The organism is Streptomyces sp. RK62, from assembly GCF_018070255.1.
Classification (GTDB): domain Bacteria; phylum Actinomycetota; class Actinomycetes; order Streptomycetales; family Streptomycetaceae; genus Streptomyces; species Streptomyces nigra.
Genome location: NZ_JAGPYD010000024.1, coordinates 1 through 21,498, shown reverse-complemented (window position 1 = coordinate 21,498; position 21,498 = coordinate 1). Strand labels below are relative to the sequence as shown.

The following is a 21,498-nucleotide window of genomic DNA, read 5'->3' as shown; positions in this document are numbered from 1 at the left end:
AGCGGCCGCCGTTGCCGGTCACGTCCCGTACACGGGGCGCGGAGGGTGGGCCTCCCCCAGCAGTTCGAGCGCCGTCTCCCCCGCCTCCCCGGGCGTCCAGCGGGCCCCCTTGTCGGCGGTGGGGCCCGGCGTCCAGCCCTCCATGACGGTGATCCGGCCGCCCTCCGCCTCGAAGACGCGGCCGGTGACGCCGGTGCTCGCCGCCGAGCCCAGCCAGACGACCAGCGGGGAGACGTTCTCCGGGGCCATCGCGTCGAAGCCGGTGCCGGGGGCCGCCATGGCCTCGGCGAAGACGCCCTCGGTCATCCGGGTGCGGGCCGCCGGGGCGATCGCGTTGACCTGGACGCCGTAGCGGGCCAGTTCGGCGGCGGCGACCAGGGTGAGGGCCACGATCCCGGCCTTCGCGGCGCTGTAGGCGCCCTGCCCGACGGAGCCGAGGAGTCCGGCACCGCTGCTGGTGTTGACGATCCGGGCGGCCGGGGCCCGGCCCGCCTTGGTCTCCGCCCGCCAGTGCGCGGCGGCGTGCCGCAGCGGCAGGAAGTGGCCCCTGAGGTGGACGCGGACCACCGCGTCCCAGTCGTCCTCGCCGAGGTTGACCAGCATGCGGTCGCGGAGGAACCCCGCGTTGTTGACGAGCGTGTCGAGCCGGCCGTACGTCCGCAGGGCCGTGGTGACCAGGGACGCCGCGCCGTCGGCGGTGGCCACGTCGCCGGTGTGGGGGACGGCGTCGCCGCCCGCCGCGCGGATCTCGTCGGCCACGCGCCGGGCCGGGCCGTCGTCGCCGGGGGTGCCGTCCGGGCCGACGCCGAGGTCGTTGACGACGACACGGGCGCCCTCGGCGGCGAACGCCAGCGCGTGGGCGCGGCCCAGGCCCCGGCCCGCGCCGGTGACGACGACGACCCGTCCCGTGCAGATCCCGCTCATGTCATGCCCCCTCGGTGTCGGTGACGGCGTCCAGGAACGCGGGCCGCTCGCCGCCGCCGTGCACGAGCAGGCTCGCGCCGCTGATGTAGGCGGCGGCGTCGGAGGCGAGGAAGACGGCGGCCGCTCCGACGTCGGCCGGTTCGGCGAGGCGGCCCAGCGGGACGGTGCGGGTGACCCGGGCGACCCCCCGCTCGTCCCCGTAGTGGTCGCCCGACCGCTCGGTGCGGACCATGCCGACGACCAGCGTGTTGACCCGCACCCGCGGCGCCCATTCGACCGCCATGGACCGGGCGAGGCTCTCCAGTCCGGCCTTGGCGGCCCCGTACGCCGCCGAGCCGGGCGAGGGCCGGCCGCCACTGACGCTGCCGATCATCACGACGGAGCCCCGCGTGCGCTCCAGATGCTCGTGGGCGGCCAGGGATGCGGTCAGCGGGGCGAGGAGGTTCAGCTCGATCACGCGCGCGTGCCGCTCGGCGCCGGCGTCGGTCAGCCGCCGGTAGGGGGTGCCGCCCGCGTTGTTGACGAGGACGTCCAGGCGCGGGAGCGCCCCGAAGAAGTCCTGGACGGCCGCGGTGTCCCGCAGATCCAGGGGCGTGAACTCGGCGCCGGGCAGCGCCACTTCGGGCGGTCTGCGGGCGCAGGTCAGCACCTGGGCGCCGGCCTCGGTGAAGGCCCGCGCGATTCCGGCGCCGACCCCGCGGGTGCCGCCGGTGACGACCACGACCTTCCCGTCCAGCCCCATGCCCGGCTACCCTCCACCTAACAAACGTTTGGTGGAAAGGTAGCTGATGCGGCCATGGGTGTCTCCACCTCGTCCCTGGAAGAAGGGACGGATCCCGAGGGAATCGCCGTCGTCACGGTGGACTTCCCGCCGGTGAACGCCCTGCCGGTGGACGGCTGGTCGGCGCTGGCCGACGCCGTGCGGACCGCGGGCCGCGACGGAGACGTCCGCTGTGTCGTCCTCACCGCCGAGGGGCGCGGGTTCAACGCCGGGGTCGACATCAAGGAGCTCCAGCGCGGCGGCCACGACACGCTGATCGACGTCAACCACGCCTGCGCGGAGGCGTTCGCCGCGGTGTACGAGTGCCCGGTGCCGGTCGTGGCGGCGGTGCAGGGCTTCTGCCTGGGCGGCGGCATCGGCCTGGTGGGCAACGCGGACGCGATCGTGGCGAGCGAGGACGCCGTGTTCGGGCTGCCCGAGCTGGACCGGGGCGCGCTGGGCGCGGCCACCCATCTGGCCCGGCTGGTCCCCCAGCATCTGCTGCGCGCCCTGTACTACACGGCGCGCACGGTCACCGCGGCCGAGCTGCTCGCGCACGGCTCGGTGTGGCGGGTCGTGCCCCGTGCCGAACTGCCGTCGGCCGCCGTGGAGCTGGCGCGGGAGATCGCCGCGAAGGACGGGCGGCTGCTGCGTCTGGCCAAGGCCGCGCTCAACGGCATCGACCCGGTCGATGTGCGCCGCAGCTACCGCTTCGAGCAGGGCTTCACCTTCGAGGCGGGGCTCAGCGGGGTCGCCAAGCGGGTGCGGGCCGGCTTCGGGGTGCGCGGGACGGAGGGGGCGTAGATGCCGGACAAGACGATGACCGCCGACGAGGCCGTCTCCCGGCTGCGGGACGGCATGACCGTCGGGATCGGCGGCTGGGGTTCGCGCCGCAAGCCGATGGCCCTGGTCAGGGCGCTGCTGCGGTCCGGGGTGACGGGCCTGACGGTCGTGTCGTACGGCGGCCCGGACGTCGGGATGCTGGCGGCGGCCGGCCGGATCCGCCGGCTCGTCGCCCCGTTCGCGACGCTGGACTCCATCCCCCTCGAACCGCACTTCCGCGCGGCACGCGAACGCGGGGAGCTGGACCTGATGGAGGTCGACGAGGCGATGTTCCTGTGGGGGCTGCGGGCGGCGGCGAACCGGATGCCGTTCCTGCCGGTGCGGGCCGGCCTCGGCTCCGACGTCATGCGGGTCAACCCGGGCCTGCGGACGGTGACATCGCCGTACGACGACGGGGAGACGTTCGTGGCCATGCCCGCACTGCGGCTCGACGCGGCCCTGGTGCACGTCAACCGCGCCGACCGGCGGGGCAACGGGCAGTATCTGGGCCCCGACCCGTACTTCGACGACCTGTTCTGCGAGGCGGCGGACACGGCGTACGTCTCCTGCGAACGTATCGTCGACACCGCCGAGTTGGCCAAGGGCGGGCCCCCGCAGTCGCTGCTGGTCAAGCGGCACCGGGTCACGGGGGTGATCGAGGCGCCGGGCGGCGCGCACTTCACGTCCTGCGCCCCCGACTACGGCCGGGACGAGGAGTTCCAGCGGACGTACGCGACGACGTCGTGGCCGGAGTTCGCGGCCCGCTATCTCGGCGGTGACGAACAGACGTACCGGGCGGCCGTGGGGAGGCGGCCATGACGGAGGTGACCCGTGCCGAGCACTGCGTGATCGCCTGCGCGGAGGAGTGGCGGGACGACGGGGAGGTGCTGGCCAGCCCCATGGGGATGATCCCGTCCATCGGCGCCCGGCTGGCCCGGCTGACCTTCGCGCCGGATCTGCTGCTGACCGACGGGGAGGCCCTGCTGGTCACGCCCGGCGGCACGGTCGAGGGCTGGCTGCCGTACCGGCAGCACCTCACGCTGGTGACCGGCGGCCGCCGGCACGTGATGATGGGCGCGAGCCAGCTCGACCGCCACGGCAACCAGAACATCTCGTGCGTCGGCCCCTGGGAGCGGCCGACCCGCCAGCTGCTGGGGGTGCGGGGGGCGCCCGTCAACACCCTGAACAATCCGACGAGTTACTGGGTGCCCCGGCACTCGCGGCGGGTCTTCGTGGAGCGGGTCGACATGGTGTGCGGGGTGGGCAACGACCGCGCGGCCGGCGCCCGCCACCACTGTCTGCGGCGGGTGGTGTCCGACCTCGGTGTCTTCGACTTCGGCACACCCGACCGCACGATGCGGCTCGTCGCGGTGCATCCGGGCGTGACCGTGGAGCAGGTCCGGGAGGCCACCTCGTTCGAGCTGGCGGTGGCGGACGAGGTGGCGGTGACGCGGGCGCCCACCCCGGCAGAACTGCGGTTGATCCGCGAGGTCCTCGACCCGGGGAACGCCCGGGCGCGGGAGGTCGCCGGGTGATGGAGACCGCGCTGACCCGGCTGACCGGGGTGCGGCATCCGGTCGTGCAGACCGGGATGGGCTGGGTGGCGGGACCGCGTCTGGTGGCGGCCACGGCGAACGCGGGGGCGCTGGGCATCCTGGCGTCGGCGACGATGACGGTCGACCGGCTGCGCGAGGCGGTGCGCGAGGTCAGATCGCGTACGGACGCGCCGTTCGGGGTGAATCTGCGGGCCGACGCCCCGGACGCCGGGGACCGGGCCGACGTGCTGATCGCGGAGGGGGTGCGGGTCGCCTCGTTCGCCCTCGCGCCGTCCCCGGAGCTGATCGCCCGGTTCAAGGAGGCGGGGGTGCTCGTCGTGCCCACGGTGGGGGCGCGGCGGCACGCCGAGAAGGTCGCCGGGTGGGGCGCGGACGCGGTGATCGTGCAGGGCGCGGAGGGCGGCGGGCACACCGGCGCGGTGGCGACGACGGTGCTGCTGCCGCAGGTGGTCGACGCGGTGCGGATACCGGTCGTGGCGGCGGGCGGGTTCTTCGACGGGCGGGGGCTGGTGGCGGCGCTGGCCTACGGGGCGGCCGGGGTGGCGATGGGGACGCGGTTCCTGCTGACGTCGGACTCGACGGTGCCGGACGCGGTGAAGGCCCGCTATCTGGCGGCCACGGTCGCCGATGTCACGGTCACCCGGGCCGTGGACGGTCTGCCGCACCGGATGCTGCGCACGGACCTGGTCGACGCGCTGGAGCGCTCCGGCCGGGTGCGGGCGCTGGCGCGGGCGGTCCGGGCGGCGGCCGGTTACCGGGCGCTGTCGGGCACCGGCTGGCGCCGGATGCTCCAGGAGGGCCGGGCGCTGCGGCACGGCAAGGATCTGACGTGGAGCCAGGTGCTGCTGGCCGCGAACACCCCGATGCTGCTGCGGGCGGCCATGGTGGAGGGCCGTACGGATGTGGGGGTGATGGCCGCCGGGCAGGTCGCCGGGGTGATCGGCGACCTGCCGTCGTGCGCGGACCTCGTGGACCGGATCATGCGGGAGGCGGAGGAGGCGCGGGCAGGGGTGAGCGGGTACTGAGGGGCAGCCGTCAGACCCGTTCGATGATGGTCACGTTGGCCTGTCCCCCGCCCTCGCACATGGTCTGCAGTCCGAACCGGCCGCCCGTGCGCTCCAGTTCGTGCAGGAGGGTCGTCATCAGCCGTACGCCGGTCGCGCCCAGCGGATGCCCGAGCGCGATCGCGCCGCCGTTGACGTTGACGCGGTCGGGGTCGGCGCCGGTCTCCTTCAGCCAGGCCAGGACGACCGGGGCGAACGCCTCGTTGATCTCCACGAGGTCGATGGCGTCGATCGGCAGGCCGGTCTTCTTCAGGGCGTGGGCGGTCGCGGGGATCGGCGCGGTGAGCATCCGGATGGGATCCTCGCCGCGTACCGACAGATGGTGCACCCGCGCCCTCGGTATGAGGCCGTGCTCGCGTACCGCCCGCTCGGAGGCGAGCAGCATCGCCGCCGCGCCGTCGGACACCTGCGAGGAGCAGGCCGCGGTGATCGTGCCCCCGTCGAGGACCGGCCGCAGCGCGGCCATCTTCTCCAGCGAGGTGTCCCGGCGGGGCCCCTCGTCCACGGCGACCGGCCCGTACGGCACGATCTCCCGCTCGAAGCGGCCCTCGTCGACGGCCCGCAGCGCCCGCCGGTGCGAGCGCAGCGCGAACTCCTCCTGCTCGCGCCGCCCGATGCGCCACTTCGCGGCGATCGTCTCCGCCCCGACGAACTGGTTGACGGGCTTCGTCCCGTACCGGGCGCGCCAGCCCTCGCTGCCCGCGAAGGGGCCCTCGGTCAGTCCCAGCGGCTCGACGGCCTGCCGGGTGGCGAAGGCGATGGGGATCATCGACATGTTCTGCACACCGCCCGCGACCACCAGGTCCTGGGTGCCGGACAGCACGGCCTGGGCGGCGAAGTGCACGGCCTGCTGCGACGAGCCGCACTGCCGGTCCACGGTGACGCCCGGCACCTCCTCGGGCAGTCCGGCCGCCAGCCAGCAGGTCCGTGCGATGTCGCCGGCCTGCGGACCGACCGCGTCCAGACAGCCGAAGACGACGTCCTCGACGGCGGACGGGTCGACGTCGGCGCGTGCGATCAGGGCTTTGAGGACGTGGGCGCCCAGGTCGGCGGGGTGGATCGCGCCGAGTCCTCCTCCGCGCCGCCCGACGGGCGTACGGACCGCTTCGACGATGTAGGCCTCGGCCATGGCGACTCCCTGCCACCTAGGGGTTATCGGCGTACGGCGATCCCGTCCAGCACCATCGACAGGTACTGCCGGGCGATCTCTTCGGGGCTGTGCTGTCCGCCGGGCCGGTACCAGGACGCGGCGACCCACACGGTGTCGCGGACGAACCGGTAGGTCAGCCGGACGTCGAGGTCGGGCCGGAACACGTCGGCGGCGACGCCGCGCTCCAGTGTCGACAGCCACGCCTTCTCGAACCGGCGCTGCGAGTCGGCGAGGAACGCGAACCGCTCCTGCGCGGCGAGCTGCCTGTTCTCCTTCTGGTAGATCGCGACGGCGGCCCGGTGCCGGTCGATCTCCCGGAACGACTCGGTGACCAGCGCCTCCAGCGTCTCGCGCGGGCCCAGTTCGGACTCCAGGACGGCGTCGTAGCCGGCCCACAGCTCGTCGAGGAAGGTCCGCAGGATCTCCTCGAGCATCGACTCCTTGGAGTCGAAGTGGTAGTAGAGGCTGCCCGCGAGCATGCCGGCGTGGTCGGCGATGGTGCGGACGGTCGTGGCGTTGTAGCCCTGTTCGGCGAACACCTCGGCGGCGGTGTCGAGGAGTTCACGGCGTCGGGCGGCCGCGGCGGTCACCTGGGGTTCCTTCTTCTTGGTCGGCACCGGTCCATTGTCCTGGGTCGATCTAGGGGTGCCGGCTGCTGACGGAGACGGTCTCGCCCGTCATGTACGAGGAGTAGTCCGACGCGAGGAAGACGATCACGTTGGCCACCTCCCAGGGTTCGGCGGCCCGCCCGAACGCCTCGCGCGCGGTCAGCTCCTCCAGCAGTTCGGGCGTCGTCACCCGGGCGAGGTGCGGGTGCAGGGCGAGGCTGGGCGCCACCGCGTTGACCCGCACCCCGTAGGCGGCGGCCTCGACCGCGGCGCACCGGGTCAGCGCCATCACCCCGGCCTTGGCGGCGGCGTAGTGGGCCTGCCCGGCCTGGGCGCGCCAGCCGACGACGGAGGCGTTGTTGACGATCACGCCGCCGTCGGTTTCGCGCATCCGGCGCAGGGCGGCCCGGGTGCAGCGGAAGGTGCCGCCGAGGGTGACGTCGAGGACGCGTGTCCACTGCTCGTCGGTCATGTCGACCAGGGGCGCGGTGCCGCCGAGCCCGGCGTTGTTGACGACGATGTCCAGCCGGCCGTGCTCCCGCTCCGCCGTGTCGAACAGGTCGCGCACCTGGGTCTCGTCGGTGACGTCGCACGCCGTGGACGTCACCGCGTCGCCGAACTCCGCCGCCAGCTCGGCCTGGTGGTCCTTGAGCCGCCGGGTGTGCGGGTCGCTGATCACTACCCGGGCGCCCTCCTCGAGGAGCCTGCGGGCGGTCGCGCCGCCGATGCCGGCGCCCGCCGCCGCGGTGACGACGGCCGTGCGCCCGCGGAGCAGTCCGTGCCCGGGAACGTACGCCGGTGCCTCGACGGGTGTCATGGCAGCACGCTAACCTACCAAACACTTGTTAGGGAAGAGCCGTCCGGAGGGGGACCGGCCGTGGACCTCACGCACTCCGCCGCCGACGAGGCGTTCCGCGCCGAGGCCCGTGCCTGGCTGCGCGCGCATGTGCCGGCCGAGCCGCCGCCCTCGCTGGAGACCGAGGCGGGCTTCGCCGCGCACCGCGCCTGGGAGGCCGAACTGGCCGCCGATCGCTGGTCGGTCGTGGACTGGCCGGCCCGGTACGGCGGCCGGGACGCCGGCCTGGTGCGATGGCTGCTGTTCGAGGAGGAGTACTACGCGGCGGGCGCGCCGGGCCGCGTCGGGCAGAACGGCGTCAGCCTGCTCGCCCCGACGCTCCTCGCGCACGGCACCGAGGAGCAGCGCGCGCGGGTGCTGCCGCCCATGGCCACCGGGGAGGTGGTCTGGGCGCAGGCGTGGTCGGAGCCGGAGGCCGGTTCGGACCTGGCCTCCCTGCGGTCCAGGGCCGTGCGGGTGTCCGGCGGCTGGCTGCTGTCGGGGCAGAAGACATGGTCCTCGCGGGCGGCGTTCGCGGACCGCGCGTTCGGGCTGTTCCGCTGCGACCCCGACGCGGAGCGGCCCCATCGCGGCCTGATCTACCTGATGTTCGACCTGCGGGCCGCGGGTGTCACGGTCCGTCCTATCGCCCGGCTCGACGGCAGACCGGCCTTCGCCGAGCTGTTCCTGGACGAGGTGTTCGTGCCGGACGCCGATGTGATCGGGGAGCCCGGCGACGGCTGGCGGATCGCGATGGCGGCGGCGGGCAACGAACGCGGGCTGATGCTGCGCTCCCCCGGCCGTTTCCTCGCGGCCGCGGACCGGCTGCACCGGCTGTGGCGGGCACGGGGCGAGCCGGAGAGCGCGCGGGCCCGGGTCGCCGGCGCGCTGATCGGGGCCCGCGCCTACCAGTTGTTCGCGTGGGCGGCTGCGTCCCGGCTCGCGGAGGGCGGGTCGCTCGGCGCGGAGTCCAGCATGAACAAGGTGTTCTGGTCGGAGTACGACATCGCGCTGCAGGAGACGGCCCTGGATCTGCTCGGCCCGGAGGGCGAGGCGGCGGACACCGAGTGGGCGGAGCGGTACGTCTTCGCGCTGGCCGGACCGCTGTACGCGGGCACGAACGAGATCCAGCGGGACATCGTCGCGGAACGGCTGCTGGGGCTGCCGAAGGGACGCCGAGGATGAAGCTCCCGCACGGGCTGCCGAGGGGTGCCTGCGATGAGTTCTCTGCGGAAGGAGCGCCGCCGATGAGGTCCCTGCCCGTTCCGCCGAAGGAGCGCCGCCGATGAGATTCCTTCTCGACGCCGAGCAGCGGGCCTTCACCGGCTCGCTGGACAAGATGCTGACGGCGGCGGACACCCCGGCGGTCGTACGGGCCTGGGCCCGGGGCGAGCACGCGGCGGGCCGTGCGCTGTGGTCCCGGATCGCCGGGGCGGGCGTGTTCGCGCTGGCGGTCCCCGAGTCCCGCGGCGGACTGGGCCCCCTTCCCGTGGAACTCGCGGCCGCCTTCGTGGAATTGGGGCGGCACGCCGTGCCGGGCCCCCTGGTGGAGACGGTGACGGCGGCCGTGCTGCTGGCAGGGCTGCCCGAGTCCGGTCCCGCCGGGCGGCTGGTGCCGGCGCTGCTGTCGGGTGAGGCCCTGGCGACGGTGGCGTGGACGGCGCCGTACGCGCTGGACGGGGACACGGCCGACATCCGGCTCGCGGTCACCGGTGAGGGGCTGCGCCTCGCCCCCGGGCACGGCCCGGTGCGCCCCTCCCTGGACCCGGCCCGCCGTCTCACCCCGCTCGACCCCGGAGGGGAGCTGCTCCCGACCGGTCCGCCCCCGGCACGGGCCCTCGCGTACGCCCGGCTGTGCACCGCCGCGCAGGCCCTCGGCGTCGGGGAGGCCCTGCTGGACCGGACGGTCACCTACGTCCGGCGGCGCACCCAGTTCGGTGTCCCGGTCGGCTCGTTCCAGGCCGTGAAGCACCGGCTGGCCGACGCCAAGATGGGGCTGGAGTTCGCCCGGCCCCTCCTCTTCGGGGCCGCGCTCACCCTGGACCCGATGGACGTCGCCGCCGCCAAAGTGGCCGCCGGTGAGGCCGCGTACGCCACCGCCCGCGCCGCCCTCCAGGCGCACGGCGCGATCGGCTACACCGCCGAGTACGACCTGTCGCTGTGGCTGACCAAGGCCCGGGTGCTGCGCGCCGCCTGGGGCGACCCGGACAGCTGCCGGACCGAGGTGCTGCGCGGCGCGGGCCGCCGGTGAGCGCCGGCCGCGCTCAGGCCGACGGCACGATGCCCCGCGCCCGCGCGGCCGCCAGCCACTGCGGGAACTCCGCGACGAGACGGTCGTAGAGCTCGGTGTCCGACATGGCCGACGGGTCGGAGCCGGCGTGGAAGAAGCCGGCGTTGTCGACGACCCGCTTGCCCGGCACGGGCAGCTCGTCGAGCCGGCGCAGGAAGTCGAACTGCTTGCTGCCCCGGTCGCCGAACCCGATGAACTGCCAGAACAGCGGCAGCCGTGCCGCCTTGCACAGATACCGCTCGGCGGCGAGCCGGTTGATGGGCCCGCCGTCGGTCTGGAACACCACGAGGGCGGGTTCCTTCGAGCCGCTGTCCAGGTAGTGGTCGATGACGGCGTCCATGGCCAGGTGGTAGCTGGTCTTGCCCATGTGCCCGAGTCCGGACACGATCCGCTCGATCCGGCCCTCGTGGCCGTCCAGCGCGATGTCGGTGACGGCGTCGACGTCGGTGGAGAAGAAGACGACCGGGACCCTGCCGTCGTCGTCCAGGTGGGCGGAGAGCCCGAGCACCCGGTCGGCGAGTGCCTGCACACTGCCGTCCTTGTAGTACGGCTTCATCGAGCCGGAGTAGTCGACCACCAGGTAGACGGCGGCCCGTGCCTCGTCCAGCCCGTGTTTGCGCAGCGACACCCCGGCGCTGCGGTACGCGCCGGCCAGCGCCGGCGCGGTCTTCTCCACCTTGCTCAGACTGATCGCGGCCATTCCCCGTCCCCCTCGTACGGCACCCCGGGTCCCCCTCGTACGGCACCCCGGCGGCCGACCCTACGGCACACACGTCCCGCTCTCCCCTTCCGTTCTGTACCGGCATTCGATTTCGGCACCGGGGTTCGATATTTTGTTCGCCGCCGTCCCCATCGGCTCACCGTTCATTCGATCCTCCAGGGAGCCGGCAGTGGAGCCCGAGTCCACCGACGCAGCCGTCACCACGTGCTACCGCCACCCCAAGGTGGAGTCCCACGTGCGCTGCACGCGCTGCGAGCGCTACATCTGCCCCTCCTGTATGCGGGAGGCGGCCGTCGGGCACCAGTGCGTGGAGTGCGTCAAGGAGGGGGCGCGCTCGGTCCGGCAGGCCCGCACGCTCGTCGGCGGGCGGATCACGACGACCCCGCTGGTGACGTCGGTCCTCATCGGCCTGAACGTGCTCGCGTATCTGGCCGAGCTGGCCCGCCCGGAGCTGGTCGACCGGTTCGCGATGCTCTCCGCCCGGCTGATCGGCCCGGACGGCGGCTTCTACATCTACCGGCCCGGGTACCCGTCCGGCTTCGAGCCGTCCGGTCTGGTCGCCGGGGAGTGGGAGCGGTTGCTCACCAGCGGCTTCCTCCACATGCCTCCCACGGAGGGCACGTTCGGGCTGCTGCACATCGTGCTGAACATGGTCGCGCTGTGGCAGCTCGGCCGGGTCGTGGAGCCCATGCTGGGCCGGCTGCGGTTCGTCGCGCTGTATCTGCTGGCGACGCTGGGCGGCTCGGTGTTCGAGCTGATGCTCACCGACGTGAACGTGGAGTCGCTGGGCGCGTCCGGCGCGATCTTCGGGCTGGGTGCCGCCTACTACGTTCTGGCCCGCCGGATCGGCGCGGACATGCGGGCCGTCAACCGGTTCATGGTGTTCCTGATGCTGTGGCTGGTGCTGTCGGCGGGTCTGACGTCCTGGCAGGGGCATCTGGGCGGGCTGCTGACGGGCGCAGCGGTGACCGCCGCCTTCGCCTACGCCCCGCGCGGGCCGCGCCAGGCCCTGATCCAGGCGGCCGCGTGCGCGGGCGTCCTCGCACTGCTGGCCCTGGCCGCGTTCGCCAAGGTCTCCGAGCTGACCGGTGGAGGGATACCCCAGTGAAGCGCTCCGGCATCCTGATCTTCGCGACGGCGCCGCTGGCGCTCACCGCGGCGGCGTACTTCCTCATGCCGACCGACTCCGCCGAGGGCCCGGCCGGGCCGGCCGTCACCAACAGCCGGGAGGACGCCCGGCAGGAGGCCAAGTCCCGGGCGGAGGAGGAGCGGTCGGCGGACGACGAGCTGATCGCGTCCCGGCCGCCGGGCCTCGCCGCGCCGGCCATGAAGACAATGGCCCAGCAGCTGGTGTCGAGCGCGGAGAACTCCACCCTGAACTGGCGCGGCACCTTCGGCTACATCGAGGACATCGGCGACGGCCAGGGCTACACGGCGGGCATCATCGGCTTCTGCACCGGCACCGACGACCTGCTCACCCTGGTCGAGCGCTACACCGCCGACCACCCTGACAACGGGCTCGCCACGTACCTGCCCGCCCTGCGCGAGGTCAACGGCACCGACTCGCACGAGGGCCTGGACCCCGGCTTCACCGAGGCGTGGAAGGCGGAGGCCCGCAAGCCCGAGTTCCAGCAGGCGCAGCTCGCCGAACGGGACCGCGCCTACTTCGAACCGGCGGTACGCCTCGCCAAGCTCGACGGCCTGGGCACGCTCGGCCAGTTCATCTACTTCGACGCGATGGTCTTCCACGGCCCCGGCGTCGACGACGACGGCTTCTACGTACTGCGCGAACGCGCCCAGCGCGAGGCCGACACCCCCGCCCAGGGCGGCTCGGAGAAGGCGTACCTGGACATCTTCCTGGACATCCGCCGCGCCGCCATGAAGGACAAGCGCCCCGGCATCGACACCAGCCGCATCGACACGGCCCAGCGCCAGTTCCTCTACGACGGCAACCTCGCCCTGAAGCCCCCACTGCGGTGGAAGGTCTACGGCGAGACGTACCGACTGCCGTAGAGCCACGGGCATGCCGACGGCGCCTGCCCGTTCGTCCGGTCGGGGACGAGGCAGACGCCGTCTCGGGGGGTCCGGGGGAAGCCCCCCGGATTTCCCGCCCGTACGCCGTTGTACGGGACGTTCTCGGATGATCCGCCGGGATCAGACCGCCAGGGCGCGGTCCGTCGGGCGGATCGGGGCCGGCAGCTCGCTGGCGCCGGTCAGGAAGCGGTCGCAGCCGCGGGCGGCCGAGCGGCCCTCCGCGATCGCCCACACGATGAGCGACTGGCCGCGGCCGGCGTCACCGGCGACGAACACGCCCGGCACATTGGTCTGGAAGTCGACGTCGCGGGCGATGTTGCCGCGCTCGTCGAGCTCCAGGCCGAACTGCTCGACCAGGCCGTTCTCCCGGTCGGTGCCGGTGAAGCCCATCGCGAGGGTGACCAGCTGGGCGGGGATCTTGCGCTCCGTGCCCGGCTTCTGGGTCAGCTTGCCGTCGACGAACTCGACCTCGGTGAGGTGCAGCCACTGGACGTTGCCGTCCTCGTCGCCCTCGAAGTGGGTGGTGGAGACGGAGTAGACCCGCTCGCCGCCCTCCTCGTGCGCGGAGGTGACCTTGTAGAGCATCGGGAACGTCGGCCACGGCTGGCTGACGTTGTTCCGCTCGTCGTTCGGGCGGGGCATGATCTCCAGCTGCGTGACCGAGGCCGCGCCCTGGCGGTGGGCGGTGCCCACGCAGTCGGCGCCGGTGTCGCCACCGCCGATGACGACGACGTGCTTGCCCTCGGCGGAGATCGGGGAGGTGACGTAGTCGCCCTCCTGGACCTTGTTCGCCAGCGGCAGGTACTCCATCGCCTGGTACACGCCCTTCAGCTCCCGGCCGGGGACGGGGAGGTCACGGGCGGTGGTGGAGCCGGCGGCGATGACGACGGCGTCGTACCGCTTCTTCAGGTCGGTCGCCTTGAGGTCGCGGCCGATCTCTACGCCGGTGCGGAAGCGGGTGCCCTCCGCGCGCATCTGCTCGATGCGGCGGTTGATGTGCCGCTTCTCCATCTTGAACTCGGGGATGCCGTAGCGCAGCAGGCCGCCGACGCGGTCCGCGCGCTCGTACACGGCCACGGTGTGGCCGGCCCGGGTCAGCTGCTGGGCGGCGGCGAGACCCGCCGGGCCCGAGCCGATGACGGCGACGGTCTTGCCGGACAGGCGCTCCGGGATCTGCGGGGCGACGTCCCCGGTCTCCCACGCCTTGTCGATGATGGAGACCTCGACGTTCTTGATGGTGACCGGCGGCTGGTTGATGCCGAGCACACACGCCGACTCGCAGGGCGCGGGGCACAGACGACCGGTGAACTCCGGGAAGTTGTTGGTCGCGTGCAGCCGCTCCTGGGCGGCCGCCCAGTCCTCGCGGTAGGCGTAGTCGTTCCACTCAGGGATGAGGTTCCCGAGCGGACAGCCGTTGTGACAGAACGGGATGCCGCAGTCCATGCACCGGCTGGCCTGCTTGCTGATGATCGGCAGCAGCGAGCCGGGGACGTAGACCTCGTTCCAGTCCTTCAGCCGGACGTCGACGGGGCGGGACTTGGCGACCTCGCGCCCGTGGTTGAGAAAGCCCTTGGGATCAGCCATTGGTCGCCGCCTCCATCATCTTCTCGGTGATCTCGGTCTCGGAGAGACCGGCTCGCTCGGCGGCGTCCTTGGCGGCGAGCACTGCCTTGTACGTGCTGGGGATGATCTTGCTGAAGCGGTCCACCGCGGTGTCCCACTCGGCGAGGAGCTTCTCGGCCACCGTGGACCCGGTCTCCTCCTGGTGGCGGCGCACGACGTCGTGCAGCCACTGCTTGTCGGTCTCGTCGAGCGCCTCGACGGCATCGACGTTGCCGGCGTTGACGTTGTCCCGGTCGAGGTCGATGACGTAGGCGATGCCACCGGACATACCGGCCGCGAAGTTGCGGCCCGTCTCACCGAGGACCACCGCGTGACCGCCGGTCATGTACTCGCAGCCGTGGTCGCCCACGCCCTCGGAGACGACCGTCGCGCCGGAGTTGCGGACGCAGAACCGCTCGCCCGTACGACCGCGCAGGAACAGCTCGCCGCCGGTCGCGCCGTACGCGATGGTGTTGCCCGCGATCGTCGAGTACTCGGCGAGGTGGTCGGCCGCGCGGTCCGGGCGGACGACGATCCGGCCGCCGGAGAGGCCCTTGCCGACGTAGTCGTTGGCGTCGCCCTCCAGGCGCAGCGTGACACCGCGCGGGAGGAAGGCGCCGAAGGACTGGCCCGCGGAGCCGGTGAAGGTGATGTCGATGGTGTCGTCGGGCAGGCCCGCGCCACCGAACTTCTTCGTCACCTCGTGGCCGAGCATGGTGCCGACCGTGCGGTTGATGTTGCGGACCTTCACCTGGGCGCGCACCGGCTGGGCGTCGGTCGCCGAGTCGGCGGCGAGGGCGTCGGCGGCGAGCTTGATCAGCTCGTTGTCGAGCGCCTTCTCCAGGCCGTGGTCCTGCTGGACCAGCTGGTGGCGGACCGTGCCGGCCGGCAGGTCGGGCACGTGGAACAGCGGCTCCAGGTTCAGGCCCTGCGCCTTCCAGTGGTCGACCGCGCGGGTCACGTCGAGCGCCTCGGCGTGGCCGACGGCCTCCTCGATGGAGCGGAAGCCCAGCTCGGCGAGGAGCTCGCGGACCTCTTCGGCGATGTACCGGAAGAAGTTGACGATGTACTCGGCCTTGCCGGAGAACCGGTCGCGCAGCACCGGGTTCTGGGTGGCGATGCCGACCGGGCAGGTGTCCAGGTGGCAGACGCGCATCATGACGCAGCCGGAGACGACGAGCGGCGCGGTCGCGAAACCGAACTCCTCGGCGCCCAGCAGCGCGGCGATGACGACGTCACGGCCGGTCTTCAGCTGGCCGTCGGTCTGCACGACGATCCGGTCGCGCAGGCCGTTGAGCAGCAGGGTCTGCTGGGTCTCGGCGAGGCCGAGCTCCCAGGGACCGCCCGCGTGCTTCAGCGAGGTCAGCGGGGAGGCACCGGTGCCGCCGTCGTGACCGGAGATCAGCACGACGTCCGCGTGGGCCTTGGACACACCGGCCGCGACCGTGCCGACGCCGACCTCGGAGACCAGCTTCACGTGGATGCGGGCCTGCGGGTTGGCGTTCTTGAGGTCGTGGATCAGCTGGGCCAGGTCCTCGATGGAGTAGATGTCGTGGTGCGGCGGCGGGGAGATGAGCCCCACGCCCGGCGTGGAGTGCCGGGTCTTCGCCACCCACGGGTAGACCTTGTGGCCGGGCAGCTGGCCGCCCTCGCCGGGCTTGGCGCCCTGGGCCATCTTGATCTGGATGTCGTCGGCGTTGACGAGGTACTCGCTGGTCACACCGAAGCGGCCGGAGGCGACCTGCTTGATGGACGACCGGCGGGCCGGGTCGTACAGACGGTCCGGGTCCTCGCCGCCCTCACCGGTGTTGGACTTGCCGCCCAGCTGGTTCATGGCGATGGCGAGGGTCTCGTGCGCCTCCTTGGAGATGGAGCCGTACGACATGGCGCCGGTGGAGAAGCGCTTGACGATCTCGGAGACCGGCTCGACCTCCTCGACGGGGATCGAGGGGCGGTCCGACTTGAAGCCGAACAGGCCGCGCAGCGTCATCAGCCGCTCGGACTGCTCGTTCACGCGCTCGGTGTACTTCTTGAAGACGTCGTAGCGGCCGGTGCGCGTGGAGTGCTGGAGGCGGAAGACCGTCTCCGGGTCGAACAGGTGCGGCTCGCCCTCGCGGCGCCACTGGTACTCGCCGCCTATGTCCAGCGCGCGGTGCGCCGGGGCGATGCCGGAGGCCGGGTAGGCCTTGGCGTGCCGGGCGGCGACCTCCTGGGCGATGACGTCGAGGCCGACGCCGCCGATCTTGGTGGCCGTGCCGTTGAAGTACTTCTCCACGAAGGCGTCGTCGAGACCGACGGCCTCGAAGACCTGGGCGCCCCGGTAGGAGGCGACGGTGGAGATGCCCATCTTGGACATGACCTTGAGGACGCCCTTGCCGAGGGCGTAGATCAGGTTGCGGATGGCCTGCTCGGCCTCCATGCCGGGCAGGAAGGTGCCGGCGCGGACCAGGTCCTCGACGGACTCCATCGCCAGGTACGGGTTGACCGCGGCGGCGCCGTAGCCGATGAGCAGGGCGACGTGGTGGACCTCGCGGACGTCGCCGGCCTCGACCAGCAGGCCCACGTGGGTGCGCTGCTTGGTGCGGATGAGGTGGTGGTGGACGGCCGCGGTGAGCAGCAGCGACGGGATCGGCGCGTGCTCGGCGTCGGAGTGGCGGTCCGACAGGACGATCAGCCGGGCGCCGTTCTCGATGGCGGCGTCGGCCTCGGCGCAGATCTCCTCGATGCGCGCGGCGAGGGAGTCGCCGCCGCCGGAGACCCGGTACAGGCCGGACAGCGTCGCGGCCTTGAAGCCGGGCATGTCGCCGTCGGCGTTGATGTGGATGAGCTTGGCCAGCTCGTCGTTGTCGATCACCGGGAAGGGCAGGGTGACCGAGCGACAGGAGGCGGCGGTCGGCTCGAGCAGGTTGCCCTGCGGGCCCAGCGAGGAGCGCAGCGAGGTGACGAGCTCCTCGCGGATGGCGTCCAGCGGCGGGTTGGTGACCTGCGCGAACAGCTGGGTGAAGTAGTCGAAGAGCAGCCGGGGGCGGTCGCTCAGCGCGGCGATCGGCGAGTCGGTGCCCATCGAGCCGATCGGCTCGGCGCCGGCCTTGGCCATCGGCGCGAGGATGATGCGCAGCTCTTCCTCGGTGTAGCCGAAGGTCTGCTGGCGGCGGGTGACCGAGGCGTGGGTGTGCACGATGTGCTCGCGCTCGGGCAGGTCCGACAGCTCGATCTCGCCGGCCTCCAGCCACTCCGCGTACGGCTGCTCGCCGGCGAGGGACGCCTTGATCTCGTCGTCCTCGATGATGCGGTGCTCGGCGGTGTCGACGAGGAACATGCGGCCCGGCTGGAGGCGGCCCTTGCGGACGACCTTGGCGGGGTCGATGTCGAGGACGCCGACCTCGGAGCCGAGGACCACGAGGCCGTCGTCGGTGACCCAGTAGCGGCCGGGGCGCAGGCCGTTGCGGTCGAGGACCGCGCCGACCTGGGTGCCGTCGGTGAAGGTGACACAGGCCGGGCCGTCCCAGGGCTCCATCATCGTGGAGTGGAACTGGTAGAAGGCGCGGCGGGCCGGGTCCATGGAGTCGTGGTTCTCCCACGCCTCCGGGATCATCATCAGCACGGAGTGCGGCAGGGAGCGGCCGCCGAGGTGGAGGAGCTCCAGCACCTCGTCGAAGGACGCCGAGTCGGAGGCGTCGGGCGTGCAGACCGGGAAGATCCGCTCGAGGCCGCGGTCGCCGAACAGGTCGGAGACGAGCTGCGACTCGCGGGCGCGCATCCAGTTGCGGTTGCCCTTGACGGTGTTGATCTCACCGTTGTGCGCGACGAAGCGGTAGGGGTGCGCGAGCGGCCACGACGGGAAGGTGTTCGTGGAGAAGCGCGAGTGGACGAGCGCGATCGCGGAGGCGAAGCGGCGGTCGGACAGGTCCGGGAAGAAGGGCTCGAGCTGGCCGGTGGTCAGCATGCCCTTGTAGACGATGGTGCGGGACGACAGCGACGGGAAGTACGTCCCGGCCTCGCGCTCGGCGCGCTTGCGCAGCACGAACGCCTTGCGGTCCAGGGCGATGTCGGTGGAGGTGCCGTCGGCGACGAAGATCTGGCGGAAGGCCGGCATCGTCGAGCGGGCGGTGGCGCCGAGCAGTCCGGGGGCGACCGGGACCTCGCGCCAGCCGAGGACGTCGAGGCCCTCCTCGGCGGCGATCGTCTCGATGCGCGCGACGGTGTCCTCGGTCCCCTCCTCCGGGAGGAAGGCGATGCCGACGGCGTAGGCGCCGGCCTCGGGCAGCTCGAACGCGGTGACCTCGCGCAGGAAGGCGTCCGGCACCTGGGAGAGGATGCCCGCGCCGTCACCCGAGTCGGGCTCGGAGCCGGTGGCGCCGCGGTGCTCGAGATTGCGCAGAACGGTCAGCGCCTGCTCGACCAGCGTGTGGCTCGCCTCTCCGGTGAGGGTGGCCACGAAGCCGACGCCGCAGGCGTCGTGCTCGTCGCGGGGGTCGTACATACCCTGCGCAGCAGGGCGAGCATCCATGAACGACCAGTTCTGGCCATTCGTGGAGTGCTGGGACGGCTGGCGCGGCGTACGCATCGGCTCTCCCGTCGTCGTCATTTGTCTGGGAATCCCCCGGGATCGGAAGCCGGGGGGCAGGTGCAAGGGACGACGTTGGCCCTCTGCGTGATCGCAAAATTTCGTGCAGGTTACATGATGGAACGACTCTCGGGAACCGGGATACTCCGTTCCACCATGCGGACACCACGGCCTGCGGCAGGGGTCCCGCGCACGTAGCTCGAAGTATGGGGGGACCGAGCGGGACAGGTCCATGCCCGTCGGTCCTCAAGGAGGCGGAAGGGGCGTCGCCGCCCACCCCGCGTGTGCGCTGCAGGCGTCATTGCCCACAGTGCTTACGGCTCATGCCCGGTGGTCATGCATCCGAAACCAGCGAGTAACGGAAACTTATGCGGTCCGACGCATAAGTTCCAGCCGCGCTATCCTACGGCCGTTTCGAAGAAGCTGCCCAGGGCGTACGTCACACCGGCCGCCGCGCCACCCAGGGCGAGCTGCCGCAGTCCGCTGAACCACCAGCTGCGCGCCGTCACCTTGGCCACGACCGCACCGCACAGGAAGAGGCCGAGCAGCGCGAGCAGGACGGCCGGCCACAGCGCGGTGGCGCCGAGCAGGTACGGCAGGACGGGCAGCAGGGCGCCCAGGGCGAAGGACCCGAACGACGACACGGCGGCGACCAGGGGCGAGGGCAGGTCGCCGGGGTCGATGCCGAGCTCCTCCCTGGCGTGTATCTCCAGGGCCAGCTCGGGGTCGCGGGAGAGCTGTGCGGCGACGGCCCGCGCGAGGTCGGCGTCCACGCCCCGGGCCTCGTACAGGGCCGCCAGCTCGGCCTCCTCGTCCTCGGGGTGCTTGCGCAGCTCCCGCCGCTCGACGGCCAGTTCGGCCTCGACGAGCTCGCGCTGCGAGGCGACCGAGGTGTACTCGCCGGCGGCCATGGAGAACGCGCCGGCCGCGAGGCCCGCGAGGCCGCTGAGCACGATGGTCTGGTGGCTGACGGCACCGCCGGCGACACCGGTCATGAGGGCGAGGTTGGAGACGAGGCCGTCCATCGCGCCGAAGACCGCGGGGCGCAGCCAGCCGCCGTTCACATCGCGGTGCGTGTGGTTGTCACGGTGCGCCTCGTGCAGCGCGGCCTCGGTCTCGATGATCGCCATGAGGTTCCCCCCGGAAGTCAGGTGGTCGGAAAAGCTTCGGAAAAGCCAGGTGAGGCGGCAGAACGCGAAGTCAGGCAAGGCTTGCTTTAGACGAGTTCTACTCTTTGACAACACCCAATCTACGCCGCCCCATTCCCGCCCGCCAGCAAGGAAAGGCTGGGCTAACCTGCGGTTTTGCCCCAGAACCCGTCACGCCGCCGGGGCCTCGGACGCCACGTCGACCGGGTGACAGTGGGGCCGTCCAGGCTCAGGTCAACCGCCGACGGTGGGACACATCCGCAAAGGGCTCCGCGCCCTGGGCGGAGCCCCCGGAGGAGAGGCCGCGTATGGCATCGATCGCCTGCATCCCCTCGGTCCCGGCGCCCGGTGACGCCGGCGAACTCCGCGAGCGGGCGCGCGGCGCCCTGCTGGGCCTGGCGGTGGGCGACGCGCTGGGCGCCCCCGCCGAGAACATGAAGCCCTCGGAGATCCGCGCCCGGTGGGGCCGTATCACCGGTTTCGTCAGCGAACGGCCGTGCGGCACCGACGACACCGAGTACGCGATCTTCTCCGGCTTGCTGCTCGCCCGCCATGGCTCGGCGCTCACCCCGGCCCATGTCGAGGCCGCCTGGCACGAGTGGATCGCGGACCGGGCGGAGGGGCCGTTCCGGGGCGCCGGGTTCAGCGAGCGGGGCACACTGGAGAACCTCCGCCGGGGGCTCGCGGCCCCCATCTCCGCCCAGCACCGGCACGCCTGGAGCGACGGGCTGGCCATGCGGGCGGCGCCGTTCGGCGTGTTCGCCGCGGGCCGCCCCGCCGAGGCGGCCCGGCTGGTCGCCATCGACGGCTCGGTGAGCCACGACGGCGAGGGCATCTACGGCGGCCAGGCCGTGGCGGCCGGGGTGGCCGCGGCGATGACGGGCGCCCCGACCCCGGTGGTGGTGGCCTCGGCGCTGGCCGTGGTCCCGGACGACTCCTGGACGGCCCGCTCCCTGCGCCGGGCCGCCGCGGTCGCCCACGAGGGGGAACGCGCGGTGCGCTCCGCGGTGGTCATCGGCGGCTACCCCTGGACCGACCTGGCCCCCGAGGCGGTCGCCCTGGCCTTCGGCGCGTACGCGGCGGCCGACGGCGACTTCGTCCAGGCGGTCCTGACGGCGGTGAACATGGGCCGCGACGCGGACACGACGGCCGCGGTGGCGGGCGCGCTGGCCGGCGCGACCCAGGGCGAGCAGGCAATCCCCCCGGACTGGGCGGCCGCGATCGCCCCGGCCCGCGGCAGCTGCCTGCCGTCGATGGCGGGCCACCACGTCCTGGAGGTGGCGGAACTCCTGGTCCCCGGCGACGACCGCAAATGGATCACCGGAGCCCTCACCCCCACGAAGGAGCCCCTCGGATGACCCCCCCGGCCCCATGGTCCACCCCCACCCCCGACGACACGTCCCCACCCACAGCAGCC

Annotated in this window: 18 protein-coding genes; 9 read left to right on the top strand and 9 right to left on the bottom strand. The window is 72.7% G+C overall.

Annotation, left to right across the window (positions count from 1 at the left end):
• Positions 1–18: 18 nt before the first annotated feature.
• Together KBY32_RS32980 and KBY32_RS32975 are read right to left on the bottom strand one after the other, a co-directional pair.
• Positions 19–924 carry an SDR family oxidoreductase gene (locus tag KBY32_RS32980; protein WP_210982665.1) on the bottom strand — a complete coding sequence of 302 codons (906 nt, stop codon included), beginning with the start codon at positions 922–924 and terminating at the stop codon, positions 19–21.
• 1 nt (position 925) lies between these two features.
• A complete protein-coding gene (locus tag KBY32_RS32975) occupies positions 926–1,666 on the bottom strand; it encodes an SDR family oxidoreductase (protein WP_210982664.1) in 741 nt (246 codons plus the stop codon).
• Positions 1,667–1,720: 54 nt separating this feature from the next.
• Here KBY32_RS32975 and KBY32_RS32970 point away from each other — a divergent pair, with 54 nt between their 5' ends.
• From KBY32_RS32970 to KBY32_RS32955, 4 genes are read left to right on the top strand one after another with little or no spacing between them, the layout of a single operon-like run.
• On the top strand, positions 1,721–2,488 hold the full coding sequence (locus tag KBY32_RS32970) for an enoyl-CoA hydratase family protein (RefSeq protein WP_210982663.1): 768 nt from the start codon (positions 1,721–1,723) through the stop codon (positions 2,486–2,488).
• A complete protein-coding gene (locus tag KBY32_RS32965) occupies positions 2,489–3,325 on the top strand; it encodes a CoA transferase subunit A (protein WP_210982662.1) in 837 nt (278 codons plus the stop codon). It abuts the gene before it with no gap.
• The gene (locus KBY32_RS32960) at positions 3,322–4,041 is read left to right on the top strand and encodes a CoA-transferase subunit beta (RefSeq protein WP_210982661.1); all 720 of its coding nucleotides are present in this window, start codon (positions 3,322–3,324) and stop codon (positions 4,039–4,041) included. Before KBY32_RS32965 ends, KBY32_RS32960 begins: the two co-directional genes overlap by 4 nt.
• The gene (locus tag KBY32_RS32955) at positions 4,041–5,087 is read left to right on the top strand and encodes a nitronate monooxygenase family protein (protein WP_210982660.1); all 1,047 of its coding nucleotides are present in this window, start codon (positions 4,041–4,043) and stop codon (positions 5,085–5,087) included. The genes KBY32_RS32960 and KBY32_RS32955 overlap by 1 nt, the downstream gene beginning before the upstream one ends.
• 10 nt (positions 5,088–5,097) lie before the next feature.
• On the opposite strand, the gene KBY32_RS32950 is transcribed toward KBY32_RS32955, so the two are convergent.
• Genes KBY32_RS32950 through KBY32_RS32940 form a run of 3 tightly spaced genes read right to left on the bottom strand, consistent with a single transcriptional unit; the run spans position 5,098 to position 7,701 of the window.
• A complete protein-coding gene (locus KBY32_RS32950) occupies positions 5,098–6,255 on the bottom strand; it encodes an acetyl-CoA C-acetyltransferase (RefSeq protein WP_210982659.1) in 1,158 nt (385 codons plus the stop codon).
• Positions 6,256–6,278: 23 nt separating this feature from the next.
• Complete coding sequence (locus KBY32_RS32945) at positions 6,279–6,893, bottom strand: TetR/AcrR family transcriptional regulator (RefSeq protein WP_210982658.1); 615 nt, start codon at positions 6,891–6,893, stop codon at positions 6,279–6,281.
• 22 nt (positions 6,894–6,915) lie between these two features.
• Complete coding sequence (locus KBY32_RS32940; RefSeq protein ID WP_210982657.1) at positions 6,916–7,701, bottom strand: SDR family oxidoreductase; 786 nt, start codon at positions 7,699–7,701, stop codon at positions 6,916–6,918.
• A 60-nt stretch (positions 7,702–7,761) separates the two neighbouring features.
• On the opposite strand from KBY32_RS32940, the gene KBY32_RS32935 reads away from it, so the two are divergent.
• Both KBY32_RS32935 and KBY32_RS32930 read left to right on the top strand, forming a co-directional pair.
• Positions 7,762–8,904, top strand: a complete 1,143-nt coding sequence (locus tag KBY32_RS32935; RefSeq protein WP_210982656.1) for an acyl-CoA dehydrogenase family protein — start codon at positions 7,762–7,764, stop codon at positions 8,902–8,904.
• 100 nt (positions 8,905–9,004) lie between these two features.
• The gene (locus KBY32_RS32930) at positions 9,005–9,970 is read left to right on the top strand and encodes an acyl-CoA dehydrogenase family protein (protein ID WP_210982655.1); all 966 of its coding nucleotides are present in this window, start codon (positions 9,005–9,007) and stop codon (positions 9,968–9,970) included.
• 13 nt (positions 9,971–9,983) lie between these two features.
• Here KBY32_RS32930 and KBY32_RS32925 read toward each other — a convergent pair whose 3' ends face one another.
• A complete protein-coding gene (locus KBY32_RS32925; RefSeq protein ID WP_210982654.1) occupies positions 9,984–10,709 on the bottom strand; it encodes a VWA domain-containing protein in 726 nt (241 codons plus the stop codon).
• Between the two features lie 190 nt (positions 10,710–10,899).
• Between KBY32_RS32925 and KBY32_RS32920 the strand changes: the two genes are divergently transcribed.
• Together KBY32_RS32920 and KBY32_RS32915 are read left to right on the top strand one after the other, a co-directional pair.
• Positions 10,900–11,838 carry a rhomboid family intramembrane serine protease gene (locus KBY32_RS32920; protein ID WP_055621559.1) on the top strand — a complete coding sequence of 313 codons (939 nt, stop codon included), beginning with the start codon at positions 10,900–10,902 and terminating at the stop codon, positions 11,836–11,838.
• Positions 11,835–12,743, top strand: coding sequence for a chitosanase (locus KBY32_RS32915; RefSeq protein WP_308293815.1), 909 nt, complete (start codon positions 11,835–11,837; stop codon positions 12,741–12,743). The genes KBY32_RS32920 and KBY32_RS32915 overlap by 4 nt, the downstream gene beginning before the upstream one ends.
• Positions 12,744–12,884: 141 nt before the next feature.
• Here the strand turns inward: KBY32_RS32915 and KBY32_RS32910 are convergent, their stop codons facing one another.
• The 3 genes from KBY32_RS32910 to KBY32_RS32900 form a co-directional block, all read right to left on the bottom strand.
• A complete protein-coding gene (locus KBY32_RS32910) occupies positions 12,885–14,348 on the bottom strand; it encodes a glutamate synthase subunit beta (protein ID WP_210982653.1) in 1,464 nt (487 codons plus the stop codon).
• Positions 14,341–18,933: a glutamate synthase large subunit gene (gene gltB / locus KBY32_RS32905; protein ID WP_210982698.1), complete on the bottom strand. Its 4,593-nt coding sequence runs from the start codon at positions 18,931–18,933 to the stop codon at positions 14,341–14,343. Before gltB ends, KBY32_RS32910 begins: the two co-directional genes overlap by 8 nt.
• 398 nt (positions 18,934–19,331) lie before the next feature.
• The gene (locus KBY32_RS32900) at positions 19,332–20,063 is read right to left on the bottom strand and encodes a VIT1/CCC1 transporter family protein (RefSeq protein WP_055621563.1); all 732 of its coding nucleotides are present in this window, start codon (positions 20,061–20,063) and stop codon (positions 19,332–19,334) included.
• A gap of 326 nt (positions 20,064–20,389) precedes the next feature.
• On the opposite strand from KBY32_RS32900, the gene KBY32_RS32895 reads away from it, so the two are divergent.
• Complete coding sequence (locus KBY32_RS32895; RefSeq protein WP_108706431.1) at positions 20,390–21,439, top strand: ADP-ribosylglycohydrolase family protein; 1,050 nt, start codon at positions 20,390–20,392, stop codon at positions 21,437–21,439.
• The last annotated feature ends 59 nt before the right edge of the window (positions 21,440–21,498 follow it).